This is a genomic window from Ensifer sp. SSB1 (assembly GCF_016652895.1).
Taxonomy (GTDB): Bacteria; Pseudomonadota; Alphaproteobacteria; order Rhizobiales; family Rhizobiaceae; genus Ensifer.
In genome coordinates, this window is record NZ_JAEPRP010000137.1 from 6,699 (window position 1) to 20,191 (window position 13,493).

The following is a 13,493-nucleotide window of genomic DNA, read 5'->3' on the forward strand; positions in this document are numbered from 1 at the left end:
CTCCATGCCGATCTTCGACATGGACGCCCGCCTGAATTCGCTTCGCCTCTTCGCGGATGCGCAGAAGGAGCTCGCCAAGGCCGCCTGACGCTAGGGATCAGTTCACGCCGAACGCGGGCGCGATCTCCTCCATGCGGGTGAAAAACCGGTCCGGTCCAAGCTTCTGCAGAAAGTCCGGATCGGCATAGCCCCAGGCCACGGCACCTGCGGCAATGCCGGCCTTGCGCGCCGCCTCGATGTCGCGCGCCTCGTCCCCGATCGCAAGGAACCGGGCGGGATCCAGGCCCGAGTATCGGATCGCCTTCTTGAAATGCTGCGCCTTGCCGAAAAGAGCAGCACCGCATTCGAATAGGTCCACAGCGGCAGCCGCTTCTCCGAGCGCAGCGCGAATGCCCTCTTCCGCGTTCGAGCTGACGATGGCGATGCCGATACCGGCAGCCTTCAACCGCGCCAGCAACTCGGCAACGCCCGGAAACAGCCGGACGGAGGCAGCCTCGGCCGCCATGGCCCTACGCATGAAGGTGGCAATCTGCGGCAACTTCCATACGGGCACGCCGAGATGCGCGATGATTTCGCGGTTGCCCATCGTTCTCAGCGACTGGAATTCCGCAGTGGAAAGCTCACGAAAGCCGTAGCGACGCGCGGCACTGTTGCAGGCGGCCATGAAGCCCGCCGCCGTATCGGCCAGCGTGCCATCGAAATCGAAGATAGCGAACTGATAGGTCATCAGCGCCACATTAGCGTTCAAGTGGAAACGCTGGAAGCGGGAAGACGCTCTCGAATCAAAGTGCTAGGGCGTATTTTGCGCGCTCGTCCCGGCGCACGACGCCCAAAGAAGAACCCGTGTCCTTTCGGACACGGGTGAATATTCCGGAACTTGCCGGGCGTCGGATCAGGCCGACAGCTTCGCCAGAATCTCGTCCGACACTTCGAAGTTCGAATAGACGTTCTGGACGTCGTCGTCGTCTTCAAGGATGTCGATGAGCTTCATCAGCGACTGCGCCTTTTCTTCGTCGACCGGAACGGTGTTCTGGGCCTTCCAGATCGCCTTGACCGTTTCGGCTTCGCCGAGCGTGTCTTCGAGCGCCTTGGAGACTTCGCCGATCGCCTCGAAGCCGCAGATGATCGTGTGACCGTCCTCGTCGGTGGTGACGTCGTCGGCACCCGCTTCGATCGCCGCATCCATCACCTTGTCGGCGTCACCGACCGAAAGCTTGTAGGTGATCTCGCCGACGCGATCGAAGGAGAAGGAAACCGAACCGGTTTCACCGAGCGCACCGCCAGCCTTCGTGAAGGTCGAGCGCACGTTGGAGGCGGTACGGTTGCGGTTGTCGGTCAAGGCTTCGACGATGACGGCAACGCCACCGGGGCCGTAACCCTCGTAGCGGACTTCTTCGTAGTTCTCCGCGTCTCCGCCGGAGGCCTTCTTGATCGCCCGTTCGATGTTGTCCTTCGGCATCGACTGCGCCTTGGCGTTCTGGATCGCCAGGCGCAGGCGCGCGTTCATCGCCGGGTCGGGCATACCGGACTTGGCGGCAACCGTGATCTCGCGCGCGAGCTTGGAAAACATTTTCGAGCGCACCGCATCCTGACGGCCCTTGCGGTGCATGATGTTCTTGAACTGTGAATGGCCAGCCATGGCACCCTCTGCATGCATGATTATGTAGGAATGGGGCGCCTTATAGTTTTATTGCCGCTTTTCGTCCAGCCGGGGCGCGGCTTTTCAGTCGGCCGATACCCGCGCGCGGCTTAGGAGGAAGCTGTGTCCGTCATCGCGACGGCACGAAAGGCCAGTGCGTTCGGAGGCGCAGGAAAACGGCCCCCGCACCCAGCTTTGCCCGTAGTCGAGCACCTGCCCGGAGGAACAACAGCTCGGATCGCCGACGGCGTGATCAAGCATGGCTGCACCGGTGCGGCCCATTGTGGCCCGAACATAATGCGGCGCGACGATATCGCAGGAAAGTTCGGGGCCGCCGTCGGCGGGCTGGTAGACCGGCGTGCCGCCGGCCGGCGTATAGACGCAGCCGATATTGCCCGAGGGCATCACGAACACCTCCTGCGCGCCCGCCGGCCGCACCGTCGTCTCAGGTGCGTTCTGCAGTTGTTGTCCTTCAGGAGAGGGCATGCGGGGCGGAGGCGCGCCGCCTGCCTCGGCAAGGGTCGACAGGGACAGGAAAAGCGAAACGCCAACTACAAGCAACTTCATCGGGCGATCCTGAGAGTTCAGACGCCCTGCAGAATATAAATCAGAGGTTTGCTTGGCAAGGAACGCAAAGAGACTTTGATGCTGGCACTTTCGGCGAAGCGTTTGTCATAGTCTTCGCCGAACATATCGAGGAAAGCATCGATTGGTGGACCGCGGCGATGCATCGGCAGGATCAGCGACGACCGCAGCCGGTTGACGACCCGGCTCATGCTTTCGCCCCCCATGGTCAGGCCACCGTCGACGGGAACCATGAGAACGTCGAGCCGGCCGATCTGGCGATAGTGGCTGTCGTCGAGTTCGTGATGAAGATGCCCGAGATGCCCGATGCACAGATCCGCCACCTCGAAGATGAAGATCGAGTTGCCGTCGTGCTCCATCGCCGCCCCACCGGCGCGGATGTCGGTCGTGACGTTGCGAATGTAGGTGTCGCCCACCACGAGGTCATGACGGGCGGGCTTGCCGCTGTCGCCCCAGCCGTGCAGGACGTTCTTGATCGCCGGGTCAGGCAAAAGCGTGTAGTGGCTCGAATGCGCCTTGTTCATCGTTGCGACCGTCGGCGGCGCCGACGGCGCGAACCAGCCATTGTAGTCGGTCGCGATCGACACGCCGCCGGGTGTCTCGATCAGGAAGGTGGAGTGGCCGAGATAGGTTATCGTCACCTCGCCGACCGCTGCCTGTCTCTTGGCGGCAGCGGCGGGGGTGAAGCTGGCGAAGATCGCCTGGGGTATAGCCTCTGCAATCGCCTGGCATTGGCTGGCGTGGCTTGGCGGTTGTTGCGCATGCGTGACCGATGGCCAGAACGCATGAATGAGCCATATGGCGGCGAACGTGTAGACAAGGTACCGGAGCATCAGCCTTCACCTCTCTCACTTTGCTTGACCTCGGGCCTGAGGGCCGCGTGGAGTGAAGCCGTTGAACAGCGAATGGAAGCCTTTGCCTTCGCTCGGCCTGATGATGGCGTCACGGGCGGGGAGAGAATTGTTCAAGCTTTCGGCCTCGTCCAGTTACAAACGGCAGGCCCTGCTCACGTTTTCGTCACCGCCCCCGACTGCGAACCGGGAATTTGGCCCCGTTCAACAGCAAATGCCCGGCATTGCTGCCGGGCATCGCCACTTTCTAGGAGGGCTTGGCTACTCCGCCGGATGAGTGGCGGGCTCTGTCGCCACAACCGGTTTGCGCCGCCGAAGCGACCTGAGGGCCACGTAGAAGACCGGCGTCAGGAACAGGCCGAGGAAGGTCACGCCGAGCATGCCTGAGAACACCGCGGTGCCGAGCGACTGGCGCATTTCAGCACCCGGGCCGGTGGCGATCATCAGCGGCACCACGCCGAGGATGAAGGCAAAAGCGGTCATCAGGATCGGCCTGAGGCGCAACTGGCTGGCCTCGACCGCCGCCTCGATCGGAGTCTTGCCTTCGTCCTCGCCCTGCCGCGCGAACTCGACGATCAGGATCGCGTTCTTGGCCGCAAGGCCGATCAGCACGATAAGCCCGATCTGGGTCAGCACGTTGTTATCGAGGCCGCGGACGAACACGCCGGCCAGCGCTGCGAGCACGCCGAGCGGTACGATCAGGATGATCGCCAGCGGCAGCACCCAGCTTTCATACTGGGCCGACAGCGCCAGGAACACGAAGACCACCGACAGCGCGAAGATGAACACCGCCGTGTTGCCGGTCTGCCGTTCCTGGAAGGCAAGCTCCGTCCACTCGAAGGTCGTGCCCTGCGGCAGGATCTGGGCGGCCAGTGCCTCCATCTTGTCGAGAGCAGTCCCCGTCGATACGCCGATGCCGGGGTTGCCCTGGATCGGAACCGACACATACATGTTGTAGCGCTGAACCAGTGTCGGGCCGGCGGTATCCTTGATTTCGACGAGCGTCCCCATCGGCACCAGCGCACCGGTCGCCGAACGCACCTTCAGCGCGAGGATGTCGTCACGCTCGATGCGGTACTGCTGATCGGCCTGAGCCCGTACCTGGTAGACACGGCCAAAGGCATTGAAGTCGTTGACGTAGGAGGTGCCAAGGTTGATCGACAGCGCCTCGAAGATATTGGGGATCGGCACGTTGAGCGTACGCGCCTTGTCGCGATCGATCGCCAGGAAGTATTGCGGGCTCGAGGCCGAGAATGTGGTGAAGACCCCGGTCAACCCCTCCGTCTGGTTGGCAGCACCCATCATCTGATAGGCAAGTCCCAGCGCTCGGCGCATGTCGGAGCCCTGGCGGTCCATGATCTGCATCTTGAAGCCGCCGGAGTTGCCGATGCCGCGGACCGAAGGCGGCGGCACGGCGATGATGAAGGCCTCCTGGATACTCTGCAGGCTGCCATAGAGCTGACCGATGATCTGGTTGGCGCGCTGCCCATGCTTCAGCCGCTCTTCGAAGCTTTCGAAGGAGGCGAAAACCACGCCCGAATTGGATGCATTGGTGAAGGTCGCACCGTTGAAGCCGGCAAAGGCAACGGCGCTCTTCACCCCGGGCACGTCCTCGATGATCTTCGAAGCCCGCTTGACCACGGCGTCGGTCCGGTCGAGCGAGGCCCCGTCCGGAAGCTGGATGACGACGATCGCATAGCCCTGGTCCATCGTCGGCACGAAGCCGCGCGGCACGATCTGCGCCATGTACCAGGTCGCTCCGAGCAGGCCGACGAAAACGATGAGGGCCGCAGCCAGCGCCGTCCTCGTCGAAACCAGCTTGCGCACGATAAATGCATAACCTTCGGCCATGCGGTCAAAGCCGTTGTTGAAGCCGTTTGCCAGTGACCGGCCGAAACGCGTGATCGGATTGCGGCTCTCGTGGTGGCCGTTCTCATGCGGTTTCAGCAGGATCGCCGCCAATGCGGGCGACAGCGTCAACGAGTTGAAGGCGGAAATGACCGTTGCGACCGAGATCGTCACCGCGAACTGCAGGTAGAACTGGCCGGCGATACCGGGGATGAAGGCGGTCGGCACGAAGACCGCGGTCAACACCAGCGAGATGGCGATGACCGCGGCCCCCACCTCGTCCATGGTCACGTGCGAGGCCTCGCGCGGGGTCATGCCACGCGCGAGATTTCGCTCGACGTTCTCCACCACCACGATCGCATCGTCGACGACGATACCGATTGCCAGTACCAGGCCGAACAGCGTCAGCATGTTCAGCGAGAAGCCGAAGGCGTAGAGGAAGGCGAAGGTACCGACCAGCGACACGGGGATCGCCACGATCGGGATGATCGCCGTGCGCCAGGACTGCAGGAAGACGAGAACGACGATGGCTACGAGAACCGCCGCCTCGGCGATCGTCTTGTAGACCTCGTTGATCGATTCCGAGATGAACTCGGTCGGGTTGTAGACGATCCGGTATTCAAGGCCGTCGGGGAAATCCCGCGACACGTCGGTCATCACCTTCTGGATCTGCTCGGCGGCATCGAGCGCATTGGTGCCCGGCCGCGAGAAGATGCCGAGCGCCACCGCCGGGCTACCGTCCAGATAGCTGTTGTTGACGTATTCGCGCGCGCCGAGTTCGATGCGGGCAACGTCCTGCAACTGCACGAGCCGGCCCGTTTCCGTCGCCTTGACGATGACGTAGCGGAACTGCCGCGCATCGCTGAAGCGACCGTCCGTCGTGACGGTATACTGGAACGCGCTGTCACCCGGCGCCGGCGGACCGCCGATCGAGCCGCCGGAGACCTGCACGTTCTGTTCACGCAGCGCCTGCACGACATCACCCGCCGTCATGCCGTAGGCCGAGAGCTTTTCCGGATCGAGCCAGACGCGCAGCGCATATTCGCGCTCGCCGAACAGGATGACGTCGCCGACGCCGTCGAGCCGCACCAGCAGGTCGCGAATGCGCGTGCGCGCATAGTTCGAGACGTAGAGCTGGTCGTAGCGCTCGGTGGGCGAGAGCAGATGCACGACCATCATCAGGTCGGGCGAACTCTTCGCCGTGGTGATGCCGATGCGGCGAACCTCTTCCGGCAGGCGCGGTTCGGCGATCGACACGCGGTTCTGCACCAGCACCTGCGCCTGGTCGAGGTCGGTGCCGAGCTTGAAGGTGATCGTCAGCGCCATCGAACCGTCGGCGGTCGAATAGGAGGACATGTAGAGCATGTTCTCGACGCCGTTGATTTCCTGTTCGAGCGGCGTCGCGACGGTATTGGCAACGGTGTCGGCGTCAGCACCAGGATAGGCGGCGCGAACGACGATGGTCGGCGGGGCGATTTCCGGATACTGCGCCACCGGAAGCTGGAAATAGGCGATGCTGCCGACGATCAGGAGTACGATCGAAAGCACCGACGCGAAGATCGGTCGGTCGACGAAGAAGTGAGCGAACCTCATTGCGCCGTCCCCACCGCTTGCGCCTCAGGGGGCAGCTCAACCATTTCGGGCTTCACCTTGGTGCCGGGGCGCGCCCGCATGAGGCCGTTGACGACGATGGTCTCATCACCGGTCATGCCTGAGCGGATGACGCGATAGCCGTGCAGCTTCGGTCCAAGGCGCACCGGCTTGGTCACCACTGATCCATCCCCGGTCACCTCGTAGACGATGCGCTCGTTCTGGTCGGCGCCAATCGCCTCGTCCGGAATGAGCACGGCCTTGTAGGTGTTCGAGCCTTCGATCTGCACACGGCCGAAGAGACCCGGCTGCAGTACCAGCTTCGGGTTTTCAAGACGGGCACGCACGCGCATCGTGCCGCTCTGTGGGTCGACACGGTTTTCGGCAAAGTCGAGCTTGCCCTTGAACGGCTCTTCATTGGAGTCGGCGATGGTGACCAGCACCTCCAGCGCACCGCCGCCTTCCTGCAACGCACTACCACGTTCGCGCGCGACCCGCGCATAGGAAAGCAGCCGCCGCTCGTCGACGTCGAAATAGAAGTCGATCGGGTCGAGCGAGACGATCGTCGTCAGGACGGTCTGATCGGCCTGCACAAGGTTGCCCGGTGACAGCAGACGCCGGTCGACACGGCCGCTCAGTGGTGCGGTGATCGTGGTGTAATCGAGGTCGAGCTTGGCGCGGTCCACCGCCGCTTCCGCGCCGCGCACCAGCGCCTGCGCCGAAAGCAGTTCGCGGCGATGGTCGTCGAGCGTCGATATCGATAGCGTGCCGGTGCCCGTCAACGATTGCGTCCGCTTGAATTGCGCTTCGGCGAATTCCAGCGACGAGCGCGCCGATTCCAGCGTCGACTCGGCCTGAGACAGAGACGTGCGATAGGGGCGCTGGTCGATGACGAAGAGCTTGTCGCCCTTCTTCACCAGGGCACCATCGGTGAAGTTGACCTCGTCGAGATAACCGCCGATGCGGGCGCGAACCTGCACCTCGTCGACCGGCTCGAACCGGCCGATGAATTCGTCGCTGTCGACCACGTCACGCACCACCGGCTTGGCGACGGTCACGACGGGCAATTGCGCGTCCTGCGCTTGGGCACCAACAGTGGATAGAAGGGAAAGAGAAGCGCCGACGATCATCGGCAAATGCCACTTAGACAACATGCATGCCCTCCGAATGCACAAGGCCATTCCACCGGTCGCGAGATCCCATGAAATGACCTAACTCTTTGAAACTACACCACTCCTGACGAAATCGCCTCGGACGACTTCCGGAGTCGCGCTATCATCGCGATGAGCGGCCTTCCGGTGCACCATCGCGATCGTTTTGATTGCTCCAGAGCAAGACGGGGGGAGGAACGCTTCCCACCCGCATCGCGCTCTGCACAAAGTCCAGGGTCGGCAGCGACCCAAGTCACAAAGTCATGCAAAAAATCAAATGTTACAGCGGTCTCCGCTCAGGGCCGGCGAACGCTGTTGGATCGAGATCGCCGGGCAGAGAGCACCTGCTCCCGATTGTCCGATGACGACAGCACAAGCCCGCAATCCATGACTGCGGACGGTATTCATTCTTGAAAACGCTCGAATGCATCACGCCCCGGCCCGGCGTGATTTCGCGATAACCTGCCATCATTTGATGGGGTTGTCACCTTGAAAAAAATCAATTCCCGGAAGGCGATACGTGGTGGAACGCGCTTCAACCAGAAGCGCCTTCGGCGGGCCGGAAATGCGGCTGACTTCGCTTTAGGACCAGAAATCCGGGATCGTCTCGGCCAGTCTTGGGCCGAGGCGCAAAGGCGCGATCTTTTCGGCAAGACCGGTGCGATCGGAGATCTCGACGCCGAGGCCGCAGATGGTCGCGGGGCCGGAGGCCGCCTCGAAGCGTCCCTTCGGCATCTTCGAGATGAAGCGGTTGAGCGGTTCTTCCTTGTCCATGCCGAGCGAGGAATCGTAGTCGCCGCACATGCCAGCGTCACTCATATAGGCCGTACCGCCATTGAGGATCTGGTGATCGGCGGTCGGCACGTGTGTGTGCGTGCCGACGACGAGGCTCGCGCGGCCGTCGACGAAATGGCCGAAGCACTGCTTCTCGCTGGTCGCTTCCGCATGGAAATCGAAGACGATCGCATCCGCCTGCTCGCCGAGCGGACAGGCGTCGAGGATCGCCTCGGCCGCCTTGAAGGGATCGTCGAGTTCCGGATGCATGAAGACGCGGCCCATGACATTGGCAACCAGAACGCGGGCGCCGTTGCGGGCAAAGAACAGGTTGGAACCGCGGCCGGGTGTGCCGGCCGGATAGTTGGCCGGGCGAAGAAACTGGTCGTGCCGCTCGCAGAAGACCACCGCTTCCTTCTGGTCCCATACGTGATTGCCCGTGGTCACCACGTCGGCACCGGCGTTGATCGTCTCGAGGAAGATGTCTTCTGTGATGCCGAAGCCGCCGGCTGCATTTTCGCCGTTGACGATGACAAAGTCGAGCTTGAGGTCACCGATCAGTCCCGGAAGCCGTTCCCAGACCGCCGTGCGGCCCGTCTTGCCCACCATATCCCCCAGAAACAGAAGCCTCATGCTCGCTCAAATCCCACCAGGGCAGTTCCGGCGGAAGCGCGTCAGCGATCGTGGCGTCCGGACCTGCGTAAAACAAAGAGGTAGAGCGTCTACACGATCCTGACGCCGCAGGAAACGCCCAAGATCAATTCCAGCGATCCCGTCAAACGGCCCATCGTCTCGACCTTTGCGATATCAGAATGTTAGGCCATTCGAAGGTTTCGGCAAACGATCCTAGAAATGCCGAAACCCGCTCTCGGTGAGCACCGCATCGAGCGCCACATCGTGCGGTTCGGCCGGCACCGATGCGACCTCCTGGCAGTCAAACGCTATGCCGATCAGCTTTGGCAGGTGACCCTTGTTGCGCAGCCGGTCGATGGCGCGGTCGTAAAAGCCGGCGCCATAACCGATGCGGTGGCCGGTCGAATCGAAGGCGGAAAGCGGCACAAGCATGATATCCGGATCGACCTCCGGCGCCTCCGGACCAGGCCCGGTGGTGCCGAAACCCGTGGCGATGACATCGGCACCGTCGAGCAGTTCGCGGAAAATGATCGTCCGTTTGTCCAACACCGCGGGCAGGCAGAGCCGGGCACCGCGCTGCCTCAGCCGCGCCATCAGCGGCCGGATGTCGACCTCGGAGCGGATCGGCCAGAAACCGGAGACGATGTGCCCAGGGTCGAGCGCGATGACGTCGCCGGCGTGATCGGCCATGGTCAGGCTCGCTTCGATCCGTATCTCCGGCGACATTGCGTCACGCAACGCCAGCCTCTCCCTGCGCAGTGCCGCCTTCAAATCCTTCGGTGACATCCGATCCTCTCCTGCCAGTTCACCGCATGCCATCGTCACCGGAGAAAATCACTTCCCGAAATGGCACAAGCTCCCCATCTGTCGCCGATTCCCGGGCCGGCTGCCAGTCTGTTTAGGCGATCGCACCTTTCTCCTTCCTACCAGCATCGCCGCATTTGCAACGGTTTGCGACAGTCATGCCGCCCTCTTCCCACTTCAGTACAGCATTAGCTTTCCATTCATCATGGGCAAGGGTTCTGCTTTCATGGAGCCTGGGGCACGTGCAAATAAGGACACGATTTCAAATAATTAGCATGAACTAATGCCCGCGCTCGATGTAAGGGCGCGATCCTGCAGGCAGCAGTGGAAAAGCCGACGTCCATGAAGGACCAGATGAACGAACTCGAACCCTTGGAACTGCGCTGTCTGACGCTCGCCGCCCGCGGTCGCACACGCCAGGACATGATGCGCGAGACAGACATTCCTCTCGACCGGATCGATCGGGCACTGGCGGATGCCATGCGCAAGTTGCAGGCGGGCAATCTCGCCGAAGCGGTGTTTCGCGCCGCCAGACTCGATCTCATCTCCTGATCCCGCACCAGAAAAATCGCTTACAGCAACCAGTGCGACCGGTAGACGCTTGCCAGACTTTCGCGCCGCATCATCCCGGCAGCCTCCTGACAGATCCCCGCATCGCGCAGGAGCGCCGGTCTGCCTGACGGCACATTCACCAGCGCCACAGGAAGCAGAAGGTCGCGGGACCATCGCGTCACGCGACGCCGCAGCGCGATGGAGGCTTCGGAGAAGGCGAAAACGGCAAGCACGCTCATGGGGTATGCCCTGCGCAAGATGATCGGATCACGCGATCTTCGTCCTTGCGTTGACATCTGACAAACGAATTGCAAGCATGGCTTCCATCAGAACTTCTGATGGTTACAGCCATGTCTCTTCCGCTCGACAGCGACCTGCTCCGAACCTTTCTTGCGGTGGTCGACACCGGCAACGTCACGCGCGCCGCCAATATTGTCGGGCGCACGCAATCCGCCGTCAGCATGCAGATCAAGAAACTCGAGGACATGCTCGGCGACACCCTGTTCGAGCGACACTCGCGTGGTGTCGTGCTGACACCGCAGGGATTGCGACTGCTCGACAATGCGAGACGCATCGTGACGCTGCTCGACGATACTTCCGCCGCGATGCGCCAGCCTGCCCTCGACGGCGCGGTCCGCATCGGCATTCCCGAGGAGTACATCAACTCTACCCTGCCGAAAGCGCTCGGAACCTTCGCCGCCATCCACCCCGGCGTCGAAGTCACCGTGCAGCAGGGCGCCTCCATGACCAACATCGCAGCACTGGAAGCCGGCGAAATCGATCTCGCCGTCGTCTTCGAGCCCGGCGGGCGGACGAAGAATGAAGTGCTGATGATGGATCCGACCGTCTGGGTGACCTCCGAGCAGCACCGCACTGACGAGCGGCGGCCTCTGCCGATCGCCACCTATACCTATCTGGAGGGCGGCTGGTGCGACGACCTCGCCCAGCGCAATCTCAGGAAATGCCGCCTTGAAAGCCGCGTCGCCTATGTCAGCCGCACGAGCGGCGGCCTGATGGCGGCCGTGGTGTCGGGCCTTGCCATTGCGCCGCTCGCTCGCAGCAGCATCCCGGCCGGGTGCCGCGAACTGACGGCCGATGACGGCTACGAGGTGATCGACCACTCGAACGTCGTGCTGCGGATATCGAAAGCTGGAAACGGCAAGGACCGGATCGTCGAGGCCATGGCCGATGCCATCAGGCGGGCCTTTGCCGGAGATTGAGCGGTCACATAAAGAGGGAGAGGTGCGATCCACACAACCGATGGATATTTTACGATCCCGGGTGCCTACAAAGTAGGTGGGCGCCATGTGTCCAGACCCACGAGCCCGGACAGGGACAGCTCCCTTGAGATCGAGTATGGCCCCGGGGATTGTGGTTCCTGTCGGGAAGCGCAGACCGCACCCGATATATAAAGTGTCTCGGTGCTTCGCGCCAGAGGCTTCCCGCCGAAACCTTGTCAGCCTGCCGGCGTCGTCGGTCGGCCGTTCAGCTTGGCGGCAATGCTGTGGATCTGTTGGGTGACTTCGCTGAGGGCGGAGGCCAGCGCTTCCTCGCTCTTCATCTGATCGGACATGGCGGCGTCGCGCCCGTTGGTCAGGTTGCCGACCTCGGTCTCGAGGTTCTTCAGCCGGCGATTGACCTCACTGAGTTCGTCCATGACCATGATGCCGGCCATGACGGTGAGGCGCAGATCGCCGATCTCGCCGAACTGGCTCTTGAGATGCCCGACATACTGATCGAAATTGGTGGCAAGCTCGATCAGATGATCCTCCTGCCCCTCCTCGCAAGCCATCCGGTAGGCCTTGCCGTCGATCGATACTGTGACCTGCGCCATGTCGCTTGTTCCTAGCGGTCGAGCACCGCCCGAATGGTTTCCATCGCCGTCACGAGGCGACGGGAAACCTCGCGGTTGACCTCCTCGAGCCGATTTGCCCGGAACTGCGACTGATCGAGCTCCTGTGCGAGCCGCGAGCGGTCGGTGTTGACGCGCCGCACCTCGCTTTCGAACTCGCCGAAATCCCGTTCCCTGTCAAACCGACCGTCGATCGCATTCTCCAGGGACTGCACCGCGTTACGCAGTTCGTCGATCGCCGCTTTGACAGTCTTTGCCGGCATGTGTTCCGAATACCTCGCCCGTGAGGCCGAATCGCCCGAATCCCGTCCGCCGCTTCGGCTCGATCTTTTTTAAACCTATTACGTAAGTCTCAACAATGCCAAGCTCCGCAAACAACTACGGAAGCTGTGGATGGATTGCGTAGCCGGCTTTCTTCAACGGCGGTGCGAAAGCGTTGTTGCATTGCGGGACAAGGCCCGGAACAACCTGCCGTCAAATGGCCGCGGAAGGCCCGTATTTATTGACTCGCACGGCGCACCTGCTATGTGTCAGCCGCTTCTTGCGCGGTCTTTGGAGGATAGAGACCGTTCCCTGACCACCGAACGCAAAACGGAACAGTCATGATCTCTCGCGAAAAACACGACCGGATGGCAAATGCGATCCGATTCCTCTCCATGGATGCCGTCGAGAAGGCAAAGTCCGGCCACCCTGGCCTGCCCATGGGCGCAGCCGACATAGCGACAGTCCTCTTCACGCGCTATCTCAGCTTCGACCCCAAGAACCCCTCCTGGCCGAACCGCGACCGCTTCGTGCTGTCGGCCGGCCACGGCTCGATGCTGCTCTATTCGCTGCTCTATTTGACGGGCTACGAAGACATCTCGATCGAAGAGATCAAGAATTTCCGCCAACTCGGCGCCCGCACGGCCGGCCACCCGGAATACGGCCACGCCGCCGGCATCGAGACGACCACGGGTCCGCTCGGCCAGGGCATTGCCAACGCTGTCGGCATGGCGATCGCAGAGCGCAAGCTGCGTGACGAATTCGGCTCCAACCTGATGGAGCACTATACCTATGTGCTCGCCGGTGACGGCTGCCTCATGGAAGGCATCAGCCAGGAAGCGATCTCGCTTGCCGGCCACCTGAAGCTCAACAAGCTGATCGTCTTCTGGGACGACAACAACATCTCGATCGACGGCCCGATCTCGATCGCCGACTCGACCGACCAGCACGCC

General features: G+C 62.3%; 14 protein-coding genes and 1 other RNA gene. 3 read left to right on the top strand and 12 right to left on the bottom strand.

The window, feature by feature from the left end:
• Positions 1–97: 97 nt before the first annotated feature.
• From I8N66_RS27140 to I8N66_RS27175, 8 genes are all read right to left on the bottom strand, one after another.
• Entirely contained in the window at positions 98–727 is a 630-nt protein-coding gene (locus I8N66_RS27140) for an HAD hydrolase-like protein (RefSeq protein ID WP_291160457.1), read from the bottom strand.
• A gap of 165 nt (positions 728–892) precedes the next feature.
• Positions 893–1,639 (bottom strand): YebC/PmpR family DNA-binding transcriptional regulator, encoded by a 747-nt coding sequence (locus I8N66_RS27145; RefSeq protein WP_043625539.1) that lies wholly within the window; start codon positions 1,637–1,639, stop codon positions 893–895.
• Positions 1,640–1,723: 84 nt separating this feature from the next.
• Positions 1,724–2,206, bottom strand: coding sequence for a hypothetical protein (locus I8N66_RS27150; RefSeq protein WP_291160462.1), 483 nt, complete (start codon positions 2,204–2,206; stop codon positions 1,724–1,726).
• Positions 2,207–2,223: 17 nt separating this feature from the next.
• The gene (locus I8N66_RS27155; RefSeq protein ID WP_291160482.1) at positions 2,224–3,060 is read right to left on the bottom strand and encodes an MBL fold metallo-hydrolase; all 837 of its coding nucleotides are present in this window, start codon (positions 3,058–3,060) and stop codon (positions 2,224–2,226) included.
• A gap of 276 nt (positions 3,061–3,336) precedes the next feature.
• A complete protein-coding gene (locus I8N66_RS27160) occupies positions 3,337–6,516 on the bottom strand; it encodes a multidrug efflux RND transporter permease subunit (RefSeq protein WP_291160465.1) in 3,180 nt (1,059 codons plus the stop codon).
• On the bottom strand, positions 6,513–7,667 hold the full coding sequence (locus I8N66_RS27165; RefSeq protein ID WP_113540895.1) for an efflux RND transporter periplasmic adaptor subunit: 1,155 nt from the start codon (positions 7,665–7,667) through the stop codon (positions 6,513–6,515). The genes I8N66_RS27160 and I8N66_RS27165 overlap by 4 nt, the downstream gene beginning before the upstream one ends.
• Before the next feature lie 579 nt (positions 7,668–8,246).
• The gene (locus I8N66_RS27170) at positions 8,247–9,071 is read right to left on the bottom strand and encodes a YmdB family metallophosphoesterase (protein ID WP_291160468.1); all 825 of its coding nucleotides are present in this window, start codon (positions 9,069–9,071) and stop codon (positions 8,247–8,249) included.
• Positions 9,072–9,284: 213 nt separating this feature from the next.
• On the bottom strand, positions 9,285–9,857 hold the full coding sequence (locus I8N66_RS27175; RefSeq protein WP_113540894.1) for a 5-formyltetrahydrofolate cyclo-ligase: 573 nt from the start codon (positions 9,855–9,857) through the stop codon (positions 9,285–9,287).
• Between the two features lie 360 nt (positions 9,858–10,217).
• On the opposite strand from I8N66_RS27175, the gene I8N66_RS27180 reads away from it, so the two are divergent.
• Positions 10,218–10,427 carry a transcriptional regulator gene (locus I8N66_RS27180; protein WP_223725529.1) on the top strand — a complete coding sequence of 70 codons (210 nt, stop codon included), beginning with the start codon at positions 10,218–10,220 and terminating at the stop codon, positions 10,425–10,427.
• Between the two features lie 20 nt (positions 10,428–10,447).
• Here the strand turns inward: I8N66_RS27180 and I8N66_RS27185 are convergent, their stop codons facing one another.
• Positions 10,448–10,666: a hypothetical protein gene (locus I8N66_RS27185; RefSeq protein WP_223725530.1), complete on the bottom strand. Its 219-nt coding sequence runs from the start codon at positions 10,664–10,666 to the stop codon at positions 10,448–10,450.
• A gap of 111 nt (positions 10,667–10,777) precedes the next feature.
• On the opposite strand from I8N66_RS27185, the gene I8N66_RS27190 reads away from it, so the two are divergent.
• Entirely contained in the window at positions 10,778–11,647 is an 870-nt protein-coding gene (locus I8N66_RS27190; protein WP_223725531.1) for a LysR family transcriptional regulator, read from the top strand.
• A gap of 22 nt (positions 11,648–11,669) precedes the next feature.
• Here I8N66_RS27190 and ssrS read toward each other — a convergent pair.
• From ssrS to I8N66_RS27205, 3 genes are all read right to left on the bottom strand, one after another.
• Positions 11,670–11,827: non-coding RNA, 6S RNA (gene ssrS / locus I8N66_RS27195), on the bottom strand.
• A 56-nt stretch (positions 11,828–11,883) separates the two neighbouring features.
• On the bottom strand, positions 11,884–12,261 hold the full coding sequence (locus tag I8N66_RS27200; protein WP_223725532.1) for a cell division protein ZapA: 378 nt from the start codon (positions 12,259–12,261) through the stop codon (positions 11,884–11,886).
• A gap of 11 nt (positions 12,262–12,272) precedes the next feature.
• Positions 12,273–12,542 (bottom strand): DUF4164 domain-containing protein, encoded by a 270-nt coding sequence (locus tag I8N66_RS27205; RefSeq protein ID WP_065375262.1) that lies wholly within the window; start codon positions 12,540–12,542, stop codon positions 12,273–12,275.
• 339 nt (positions 12,543–12,881) lie between these two features.
• Here I8N66_RS27205 and I8N66_RS27210 point away from each other — a divergent pair.
• The coding region (locus I8N66_RS27210) for a 1-deoxy-D-xylulose-5-phosphate synthase N-terminal domain-containing protein (RefSeq protein WP_291160479.1) at positions 12,882–13,493 on the top strand (612 nt) is incomplete at its 3' end.

What these genes read in the sequence shown, in the direction of transcription:
- I8N66_RS27180 (WP_223725529.1), top strand. Translation starts at nt 10,218, where the DNA reads ATGAAGGACCAGATGAACGAACTCGAACCCTTGGAACTGCGCTGTCTG.
- I8N66_RS27205 (WP_065375262.1), bottom strand. Translation starts at nt 12,542, where the DNA reads ATGCCGGCAAAGACTGTCAAAGCGGCGATCGACGAACTGCGTAACGCG.
- I8N66_RS27185 (WP_223725530.1), bottom strand. Translation starts at nt 10,666, where the DNA reads ATGAGCGTGCTTGCCGTTTTCGCCTTCTCCGAAGCCTCCATCGCGCTG.
- I8N66_RS27150 (WP_291160462.1), bottom strand. Translation starts at nt 2,206, where the DNA reads ATGAAGTTGCTTGTAGTTGGCGTTTCGCTTTTCCTGTCCCTGTCGACC.
- I8N66_RS27140 (WP_291160457.1), bottom strand. Translation starts at nt 727, where the DNA reads ATGACCTATCAGTTCGCTATCTTCGATTTCGATGGCACGCTGGCCGAT.
- I8N66_RS27170 (WP_291160468.1), bottom strand. Translation starts at nt 9,071, where the DNA reads ATGAGGCTTCTGTTTCTGGGGGATATGGTGGGCAAGACGGGCCGCACG.
- I8N66_RS27145 (WP_043625539.1), bottom strand. Translation starts at nt 1,639, where the DNA reads ATGGCTGGCCATTCACAGTTCAAGAACATCATGCACCGCAAGGGCCGT.
- I8N66_RS27190 (WP_223725531.1), top strand. Translation starts at nt 10,778, where the DNA reads ATGTCTCTTCCGCTCGACAGCGACCTGCTCCGAACCTTTCTTGCGGTG.
- I8N66_RS27200 (WP_223725532.1), bottom strand. Translation starts at nt 12,261, where the DNA reads ATGGCGCAGGTCACAGTATCGATCGACGGCAAGGCCTACCGGATGGCT.
- I8N66_RS27175 (WP_113540894.1), bottom strand. Translation starts at nt 9,857, where the DNA reads ATGTCACCGAAGGATTTGAAGGCGGCACTGCGCAGGGAGAGGCTGGCG.
- I8N66_RS27165 (WP_113540895.1), bottom strand. Translation starts at nt 7,667, where the DNA reads ATGTTGTCTAAGTGGCATTTGCCGATGATCGTCGGCGCTTCTCTTTCC.
- I8N66_RS27160 (WP_291160465.1), bottom strand. Translation starts at nt 6,516, where the DNA reads ATGAGGTTCGCTCACTTCTTCGTCGACCGACCGATCTTCGCGTCGGTG.